At 42.8% G+C, this 9,722-nt stretch carries 5 protein-coding genes and 1 other RNA gene; 3 read left to right on the forward strand and 3 right to left on the reverse strand.

All coding sequences use genetic code 11. From position 1 onward, the window contains the following. Window positions 1–108 precede the first annotated feature (108 nt). From ACSZO4_RS22995 to ACSZO4_RS23005, 3 genes are all read left to right on the forward strand, one after another. Window positions 109–747 (forward strand): substrate-binding domain-containing protein, encoded by a 639-nt coding sequence (locus ACSZO4_RS22995; RefSeq protein WP_437891375.1) that lies wholly within the window; start codon window positions 109–111, stop codon window positions 745–747. Between the two features lie 114 nt (window positions 748–861). Next, window positions 862–1,224, forward strand: a transfer-messenger RNA (tmRNA) gene (ssrA, locus tag ACSZO4_RS23000). 164 nt (window positions 1,225–1,388) lie between these two features. Then, complete coding sequence (locus tag ACSZO4_RS23005) at window positions 1,389–2,618, forward strand: integrase arm-type DNA-binding domain-containing protein (RefSeq protein ID WP_049594132.1); 1,230 nt, start codon at window positions 1,389–1,391, stop codon at window positions 2,616–2,618. A gap of 931 nt (window positions 2,619–3,549) precedes the next feature. Here ACSZO4_RS23005 and ACSZO4_RS23010 read toward each other — a convergent pair. The 3 genes from ACSZO4_RS23010 to ACSZO4_RS23020 are packed head-to-tail and all read right to left on the reverse strand — an operon-like array spanning window position 3,550 to window position 9,242. Further along, window positions 3,550–4,302 (reverse strand): LA2681 family HEPN domain-containing protein, encoded by a 753-nt coding sequence (locus ACSZO4_RS23010; RefSeq protein ID WP_437891372.1) that lies wholly within the window; start codon window positions 4,300–4,302, stop codon window positions 3,550–3,552. A gap of 44 nt (window positions 4,303–4,346) precedes the next feature. Then, the gene (locus ACSZO4_RS23015) at window positions 4,347–5,159 is read right to left on the reverse strand and encodes a hypothetical protein (protein WP_437891373.1); all 813 of its coding nucleotides are present in this window, start codon (window positions 5,157–5,159) and stop codon (window positions 4,347–4,349) included. Between the two features lie 12 nt (window positions 5,160–5,171). Continuing rightward, window positions 5,172–9,242: an NACHT domain-containing protein gene (locus tag ACSZO4_RS23020; protein ID WP_437891374.1), complete on the reverse strand. Its 4,071-nt coding sequence runs from the start codon at window positions 9,240–9,242 to the stop codon at window positions 5,172–5,174. Between the last annotated feature and the right edge of the window lie 480 nt (window positions 9,243–9,722).

The raw sequence follows: 9,722 nt of genomic DNA on the forward strand, positions 1-9,722 counted from the left end.
GGGCATCGTGAAAAATCTATGGCAAAGAAAGCCTTATGTTCTCATAACTGACGATTAAATCGCACCTTCCTTAATACGCTGGAAAACTTTGAGCGCTACACCGCTTCCCTGAGCGGCGAACAGGGCGGGACGCTCAACCTCGGGGTGATTGACTCCACCATTACAGACCCGATGCTGCCCATCACCGATGCGATTGGTCAGTTCAGCGATCTCTTCCCTCTTGTGCACCTGAACCTGCAAATCAAAAACCCGAATGCCCTGCTGCACGGCATTTTAAATAACGAGCTGGATATCGCCGTCGGCACGTTTTCCTTACAGGGAAACAGCGTGGTTTCTCACCCGCTTTACCGGGAGCAGCACTGGTTATATTGCAGCGATCAGCACGAGCTTTACGCTATGCGCCATCCCACCGTCGCGCATATTTCGCAGATGCGTATGGTGACCCGCAGCTACTGGAGCGCCGCCGATCTCGGCAAAAAAGGTTTTAAGCAAAGCGTGGCAAGCGTGGAGAGTATGGAAGCCCAATTGATGTTGATCCTGTCCGGGAAATACATCGGCTATTTGCCGGAACATTACGCCCTGCCGTGGGTACAGCAGCAACGCCTGCGCGCCCTGCTGCCCACCGATTATGGTTACCAGGCGCCGTTCTCCCTGATTTTCCGTCGTGGCCGCAGCAAAGAAATCCTCATCCGCACGCTACGTGATTTACTGCGCAGCGCCTCTAAATCCTGGAAGACCAAGCGTTAAGGCCGGAATAACAAAAATGCGCTCAGACTTTAATCAGCGCGGCCTGCAGCACAGGTTGTTGCGATATGGGCTGGTATGCGGCGTCACAAATCTGTTATACTCGCCGCACACTTAGGGGCTGATTCTGGATTCGACGGGATTTGCGAAACCCAAGGTGCATGCCGAGGGGCGGTTGGCCTCGTAAAAAGCCGCAAAAAATAGTCGCAAACGACGAAAACTACGCTTTAGCAGCTTAATAACCTGCTAAGAGCCCTCTCTCCCTAGCTTCCGCTCTTAAGACGGGGATTCAAGAGAGGTCAAACCCAAAAGAGATCGCGTGGATGCCTTGCCTGGGGTTGAAGCGTTAAAACTAATCAGGCTAGTCGGGTAGTGGCGTGTCTGTTCGCAGGTGCCCGGCGAATGTAAAGACAGACTAAGCATGTAGTACCGAGGATGTAGGAATTTCGGACGCGGGTTCAACTCCCGCCAGCTCCACCAAATATTGATGTACTGAAGTTCAGTAAATTCTACTAAGCCCGCATAGCACAAGCTCTGCGGGATTTTTTACGTCCATTGTCGTCTAGTGAGAATTGCTGAGAACCACGAGTTATGGCACCCTGAATGGGACCCAAGACAAAGGGTCCAAAATCGAGGGTCCCAAAATGGCAAAGATTGCGAAGAAACTCACCGACACTGAAATCAAAAACACCAAGCCAGCAGACAAAGAAATCAACTTGTTTGACGGGGATGGCTTGATTCTACGAATCTCTCCCCTCTCAACAGGTGGGAAAAAGAATTGGTATTTCAGGTATTCAGTGCCTGTGAGCAAGAAAAGAACCAAGATGAGCCTTGGAACCTACCCTCACCTTACCCTGGCAAGAGCAAGAGCCTTACGTGATGAATACCTATCCTTGCTTGCGAATGGCACGGATCCTCAAGTCCATAACAACGATAAAGCTAATGCATTAAAGAATGCCACAGAACACACATTACAAGCCGTGGCGAGAAAATGGTTGGATGAGAAGGTAAAGACCTCTGGCATCTCACAAGACCATGCGGAAGACATCTGGCGAAGCCTTGAACGAAATATTTTCCCCGGTCTGGGTAATGTGCCAATCAATGAGATCCGTCCCAAACTCTTAAAACAGCATCTTGATCCAATTGAACAACGAGGAGTACTGGAAACTTTGCGGCGGCTAATTTCCAGGTTGAATGAAATCTTCCGTTGGGCGGCTACAGAAGAGCTGATTGAATTTAACCCCGCAGATAATCTAGGCCAACGTTTCAGTAAACCTAAAAAACAGAATATGCCTGCCTTACCCCCCTCTGAACTCCCTCGTTTTCTGGCAGCACTGAACAATGCTTCTGTCCGTTTAGAAACAAGACTACTGATTGAATGGCAACTTCTCACTTGGGTTCGCCCTGGTGAAGCTGTCCGCGCAAGATGGTCTGATATAGATATGGATAACAGCATGTGGAACATCCCGGCTGAATTTATGAAGATGAAAAAACCTCATAAGGTCCCATTAAGCAAAGAATCTCTTCGGATACTCAAGTCTATGGAATCAATCAGCGGGCACCGCGAGTGGGTATTTCCCAGCATAAAGGCTCCCTTAAATCATATGCATGAACAAACAGCCAATGCAGCAATTATCCGTATGGGCTTTGGAGGTGAACTTGTTGCCCACGGAATGCGATCTATTGCAAGAACGGCAGCGGAAGAGTCAGGTAAGTTCAGGACAGATGCCCTTGAAGCAGCCCTTGCCCACTCAAAAAAAGACGAAATTATCGCTGCATATAATCGTGCGGAATATATTACCGAACGAGTAGCTCTCATGCAGTGGTGGGGAGATTATGTCCAGGCACAACAGCTTAAATTTTTTGCTGCTTAAATGGACGAAAGGCTACTAATCAGTAGCCTTTCCAGTATCCCCATATATGGGGCAAATAACAAACTGTACATAGTACAGGATACATATCAGCAAAAATATTTGATGGCATACATTATTAATAAATCATTTTTAAATAATGTCAACACCTGTGTGTGATTTATTTCTATAATTAATGTTAGGTCTGGCAATGCCATTATACTTTAAAAAATCCATACCATTCCCCCCGTTACTTATAATCAAATGAAAATATAACTCATCGCAACCCTGTCAAATAAAATTAATTTTTCACTTACAAATAACAATCTTAAAAAAGATAACCAATACAAATTCAATATGCAATAATAATTTCACACCTCATATTTACCATTCACTGTTATAGCCCATTATAACCTTGAGCTGAAGAAATGTATTACCGGGTTTCACTTGCACAATAGAAGATGTATATTAGAAGCATTATCTGTCTGCAAGAGAAGCCTTTAAAATCAATACACGCGAAGCATTTAAACAGCCTTTTCATTCAGCTTCCTTTAAGCTACCGAAGCGATGGATTCGGAGCTTATCCTGAACTGCAAGAGAAGCTTTAAAATCAATGCAAGCGAAGCTATATATATTTATATAATAATATCTGCTACTACAGTTTTTTATTATTATAACTAAAGCAAGGGCTAACTCTGCGAAGCCGCTGCGCTTGCTTCTTCGAGTTCCCCTTGCTTTTCTGCCCTTCGGTTAGAAAAGAAAGACCCGTGGCTATGTGGTGACGTTCAAAGCGAACCTGATGAACTTGCTCACAGTCCGTTTCGTGCTATGAACTCTCAACGCCATCATTCCGTCTGCTCTGTGCCAAACGCGGACGCTGGAGCGCCAAAGACTCTTTAATAGTGGATGGGTAGTTTTGCAGGGGGTGTTTACATAGCGTTTCGCTTACTGTCTTTTACTTAGGTTCTGAAGAATACCTTTTCATATGGAGTTTATTGGTAATATAAGGAATATTCTCTTTTTTTTGTTTCTTACCTTCATGTCTAACCATAAAAGCAAATGAAAATATTGCTGAACGGGTTATCTGAATTAGCTGACCGAAATGGTGAATAAACTCATCCTCTTTGATAAAAAGAATATCTTTAATCAATTTATAAGACTGGTAAAGATCTTCTGCTTTATCACTTTTGTGTACCACCAAAAATTTATGTTCTAGACCATTGCGCCACTCTTTATAAAAAGACAATTCGCCACCTTTATTTTTATTCAGGTCAGTAGCAATGCTATACAATGCTAAAAGTCCAGGTGACTTTATATCTTCAAACCGTTGTCTTCTGTTATCAACATCTAACTGCCAGAAGCTTTGAAAATAGATATTTTTCTGTAACCCGCCCTTCTTTGAAGGTGGATAAACTTTGTGAAGTTCACAGATACATACCGCAATCTTATCGAGAATACCAAAGCAGAGACGAAATGCCGTTCTGATCTTCTCAATATCAATGCCTAAGATCTCGTCATTATGTAACTCTAAAAAATGACATTCTTCTTTAATTTCATCCGTATCCTGAGGATAAAGGTATTCAAAATAGAGATGGCGGGCAAGTGAAAACTCCGATTTAAAGCGGTTTAATGCCATCTCCATTGGAATAATAAAATCACCGGTTACACCAGAAGAAGAGATGACAAGATTATCGGTGGCACTCCCCACACAGGGGCAATAAAGACCGTGCTCGGACAGCGTCAGATGATTTATTAGGCAGAATGCCTGTATGCACTCAATGCGTCAAACTCCTGTTGCGTGAGCATGTCATCATGCTCGTCCGTTTCGCCGTCTGCTGATACACATTTTTCTATTTTATCGTTCGTTTGTGCTATACGCCCAAGATAAAATGATTCCCATTGTGGAGGGATTTTTTTGGAAATAGATGCATTAATATACCCTTTTCGTATCTCCTTTAATTGCTTAATGGAGTATGAAGATGAAACAAGGTTTAGCTCAATGAGCGCAGCAGAACGATTAACCCAGGACTGTGGTATATCTAATCCCTTGCGATTAGTGAGATCATAATATCTCAGTGCTTCACTCATCCTAAATTGACTTCTTAGTGAATTGGCCAGATTAACTGACAGTTCTGCCTGGAATTCTTCGCTCTCCTGTGAAGAGAGGTTGAAGGCTCGCCAATAGATGTTTTTTAACGAAACGAGTTCTTCTATTGATTGAAAGGTATGATCATGAGGGTTATTGACAGTTATCAAATTAGACAAAGAATTAGCATAATTATAATAAAAATGGCTCTCTCCTTGTACATGTGCTAATGCTTCCTTGTTATCATCCATCAGCTTAAAACCAAGCTCTGCTGCATTTTTATGGTTGCTCATTTGCCCAATATCAACAAGACCGCCAGCCACATTCCCCAGCACTATAAAATAATTTTCACCCTTGACCGTTATTTTTCCCAGTTTTTCCAGGAATACAACGGATTGCTGGTATGCCAGGTCAAAATCACCACAGTCAACCAGTCGGTGAATATTGAGACTTTCATCTACAAGTTCTTTTGTAATCATGATTCACTTTCCTTACTTAGATGATTTTTGCGTTACAACAGTCGAATTAGCCTCACCTGATACGTCAATTACTATCGCAGACAGGCGGTCTCGCTTAACCATTGGCACAGCTTCATTAAGAATGTCCTCCATTGTCGTGCCGTTTACTGGGGGTGGCGTGTCTTTCGCCGGGCGAGGGATAGCGTTTGGTCGAGAAGCACCAAACCAGAAGACCAGATAGATGCCGTAGCCTGCGGCATCGGGATTGGTAGTATAAAGTTGGTCCAGCTGCTCGTTAAGCGCGCTCCAGACGTCGCGGTGATAATCACGCTTTATCTCAATGGGGATCTTTATTCCTGGAAGTGAAATGATGATATCAGCCCTTTTACCCGAAACCATGTGGCCTTCAGGCTCACAGGTTATTTGTAACGGATGGAGTCGTGCTCTAAGCAGTTCCAGAAAAAAATTCCGACAGCTCTCTTCAGGCTTAGGCACTAAAATTTGACCATTGCCATTCTCATTCCAGAACTGTTTATAAATATCGGTATTTTCATAAGTAATTCGGTTAGCGATATCCCGCAAATGATCTAACAATAGCGCATAGAGATCCATTACATTAGCTGGGGTCTGATTTTTCAGCGTATTCAACGCTTGCTTCCAGTTAGTGTGTTGAAACTGTGATTCCCGATACCGCACCTTCTGGTTGCTTTGAGCGTGCAAGAGATAATCCCGATAACTTGTACATTCTGGCAGTAATAATAAACGTTTAAATACTTCACCAGCATCGTATGAGGAAAAAGAAGATACGTCATCAATCAATCTTTTGATAAAATCAGCATACTCCCAATTGTTTGCTGAGTTAGAGTCGTTACTTGCAACTCGATCTGCATTAGGAAAATGAGTAGCAGAGACAGTGATGATCGCTTCCAATTGTGTTAGTGATAAACGCTGCTCACTACTCCCACGGCCTCTTTTCGCCTTACCAGATAGTTGACGAATAATCGCTATCATTTCCGGCGCGGATTTTGATTCAGATGAAAATAGATCCTGACACTGGTCTGGAGCGAATAAATAAGTATATACCAGCCAGATTTGATAACTTGTCTTATTAAGTTTTGAGGGTTGCGCTATCATCAACTCAGATAGCTGCAACAACTCTGCATGACTTTCAGGATGCGCTAACAACCACTCAACCAGGTTTTGTAAATGGAGAACATCATCAGGGTGCTCTTTAGCTAGTCTCATAACTAAAGGAACGGCATATTCGATTGGAATGCAGGTATCATTTAACAGATAGTTAAGTGCACGGATATCTTGCAGCTGATTATTCATGCAGAAATTGATAATGTGGTAATAGGTTTTGATGAAACATGCTGTTTTGTAAAGTATTACATCCTTTTTCCACGGTAATGAATAATTACTTATAACATTATTGTCTTTAGTGAAAAGTGCTAATATCACATCCAGCGCCAATAGCGTTGTTAACAAATCTTCGTTCCATTGTGTAACATCAGGATTGTTTTTAAATAACTCATCGCTTCCTGCCAGTACCGCATACCACCATTCGTAATACTCCCTCTTCAACAAAGCACAATTCACCTCGTCAATTGTGGGAAGATCTGAACGATTTAAAATCGCTAAAAGACCGGATATCGAATCAGTGACGTTTTCGGCACCTAATATGTCTGCACAGCGCTGCACTGGCGTCAATTTGTCATCAACATCGCTGTATTTAGAATAGTAAATATAGGAAATATGTTTGAGCCACTCCAAATGTTGGCCCGACACAATTTCTTGACGACATAACTCAAAATTGAGTCTATCTTCACAACGAACCTCTTCCTGTTTTTTCTTATTTTCTATTCGGCTGAGGTTCTGCTTTATTCGCCAATCGTCAATTTCGCAGATGATGGAAGTGTCAAACACAGTAAGTAACTGCTCATTTGAATGGCAATACGCAGAAAGTAAATCAAACGTATCTTTGGGGGGCGTGTCACAACGATAAAGAGTTGCAAATGCCAGTCGATAAATACATTCGACTTTTTCTGAATCACTTTGGGCATGGGATAAATAGTGGATAAAACGAGCCAGCAAAAGCTCATCAGGAACAAGATGGAAGGTGCTTTCAGAAAATTCATGTAAGAACAAGTATCGAGTATCATAGCGTGTAAATGAGATAATGGCGGCGTCTATAATATCTTCATATTGCCAGCTACGATTTTTTATCTCCTGAACGATAGATTTCTGCACATTGTCATAACTGCGATAGCTGTGATTATGGGAGTAGCTATAGAACACTTTTAGGCACAACCATATCTGAGATGCGCTGTAACCACTCTTCTCGCTTAGTATCTGCAATAATCCAGCTTCCAGAAAATGTACAATCTCAGAGTGATTTTTAGCTGAAGAATACCAGTCATTACTGTGAGCGGTGTGGTACCGATCGAGATGCTCAAAGATAGCGAGCAGATCAGCTGTCGGTACAATATCATTCAGTCGCCATAATGATCCTATCGGTAATCGTTCGTTGGTTATATTTAATGTATCAACCAGCAATTGTGCTATATCCTGCGGTGCAAAGTAATCTTGATAGAGCAACTGAATAATGTGGTTACGCAACCGGATGCTATCGTGATTTTTGTCTTTTAATTCCGCAAAAAAACGTACCGAAAATTTCTGACCAGACACTCCAAAATGGATTAATGCCGTTATTGCTTCCTCTTTTTCCGCATACGAGGAATCCTTCGATTTTGCAATATTAATTAAGTCATCACTCAGTGCGACTATCGGTGTTGTTACCGATAAGGATTCCAAAACGATCATGCGCAGAGAAAATGACGAATGAGGATCACGGACTATCTGTCGCAACAGAGTTTCCATTTCTACTGTCACAAAGCCATTCAGATATGAATTGAGACCGTGATTTCTAAACCAGGGATCACGTTCTGAAAGTTTTGACAACGCCACCAGTAAATTTTGTTTTTCCACTGTCGGTAATGAAGCTGCATCGCCATAGGTCAGAACGCCGTAAGGATCAGCTTCAATGAAGACTTGGGCGTATTGCGGTAAAAAGACCGCTAGCCATGCGTGTAAACCTCTCAATTCTGAAGACGGATATCCCTCAAATCCCAGCATACTTCTCAAACGTCCCATGGGTAGCCCTTTGTCAACGATCCCGGCTAACCATTTTGCCGCTAAATACTCAGCAATTGTCCTGTGGCTGTACCCAACAGTCTCAAGCTCATCTTCGGCAGAAAAAACCCGCCTCGATAACGCCGCTCTAATTATTTCATGTGAGAAGAACGAGATGGTTCTGTAACTGGGGTATTCTGGTCGGATATCGTTCGGAAGCAGAGAAACCCCGGAAACATCACTCAATATGCACAACGCGCAAATTGATCCAGCAGGATACTCTAATTCGTCGCAGGTATAACTTCCTGAAGTTAGCCGCGTATGCTCTTGGCTATGTTCAGTTAAAAGGAACTGTGTCGCAGAGTGGAAAAGTTCAGACCTTGTACGGGGCCAATTTCCTTTTTTAACTGCTTCAGCCAGCATTAGCAGATTTTGTGGGTTGTAAAGAAATTCGCTGGCGGCATGTTTTTCTGCTTCAGCCAGAAACGCTTCAGGGTGTTCTACACCATTAGCTTGTAGAATCACAGTCTGCTCTTCTTTTGAGAGCGACTGCAAATGTAAAACAACATAGCCTCCCGTCTGCTCAAAATAGGGTAAAAATGCTGACAAGTCTGATTCGCCTAACCAATCCTGAGAGCGACAAGAAATTCTGACATTTTGTGGGGTTTGGGAAAAAAGCCTACGGACGATGTCATCTACAACATCACTACTGCTACTGGCACTCCTCTTCTCATCTAATGCATCGATGAATAACGTTTTCTGATTATCAATCGGAACGCCACTTAAAAAATGACGTACTGTCAGATATTTTGCCTCTTGTAATGTCGCAAACTGTTTGAAGAGGTGTGTTTTTCCAGCACCAGGATCACCAAGCAGAACAATGTTCGGAAAGTGAGAATAATCACTAAATACCACCGTTTGGGTATCTTTATCCTGTTGAGGATAGATTTGCCTGACTTGCCTGTTTAGCATTCTATAGGCTCCTGAGTATCTATTTTTGTTCTACCAAATTTGCACGGCAGTTTTTACTCCAAATTTACCATAGACTTTCAGCCGATACAGTAAACCATCTAACCCACCATGGTTGCTATGATGTCACGTTTTGGTTTACATGACAGACTCATAGTGAGCAGAACTGGCTGCTTGGACATCGAGTGGTGATACCATTCAAACATTGATGGAATCCGGGATGACGCTGGCTCCGTTGCATGGGCTGCATGTCGCTCACAGCGGTCCTTCAACTCAGTTGCCAGTCCCTCCCCGTGCCAATAGCGGAAGTTACTTACATTATGCAGCCCTTATGCTATCCGATGCTGATGATGCATTATTCCTAAGATCAGTACATTGACATATACTCATAAAGCGGTGAATCCACCTAAGGAAGGTGCGATTTAATCGTCAGTTATGAGAACATAAGGCTTTCTTTGCCATAGATTTTTCACGATGCCCGCA

Source organism: Phytobacter sp. V91, assembly GCF_965644225.1.
Taxonomy (GTDB): Bacteria; Pseudomonadota; Gammaproteobacteria; order Enterobacterales; family Enterobacteriaceae; genus CBFFRJ01.

Excerpts from the sequence above, each read along its gene's own strand:
- ACSZO4_RS23005 (WP_049594132.1), top strand. The coding sequence starts at position 1,389 with ATGGCAAAGATTGCGAAGAAACTCACCGACACTGAAATCAAAAACACC.
- ACSZO4_RS23015 (WP_437891373.1), bottom strand. The coding sequence starts at position 5,159 with ATGATTACAAAAGAACTTGTAGATGAAAGTCTCAATATTCACCGACTG.
- ACSZO4_RS23020 (WP_437891374.1), bottom strand. The coding sequence starts at position 9,242 with ATGCTAAACAGGCAAGTCAGGCAAATCTATCCTCAACAGGATAAAGAT.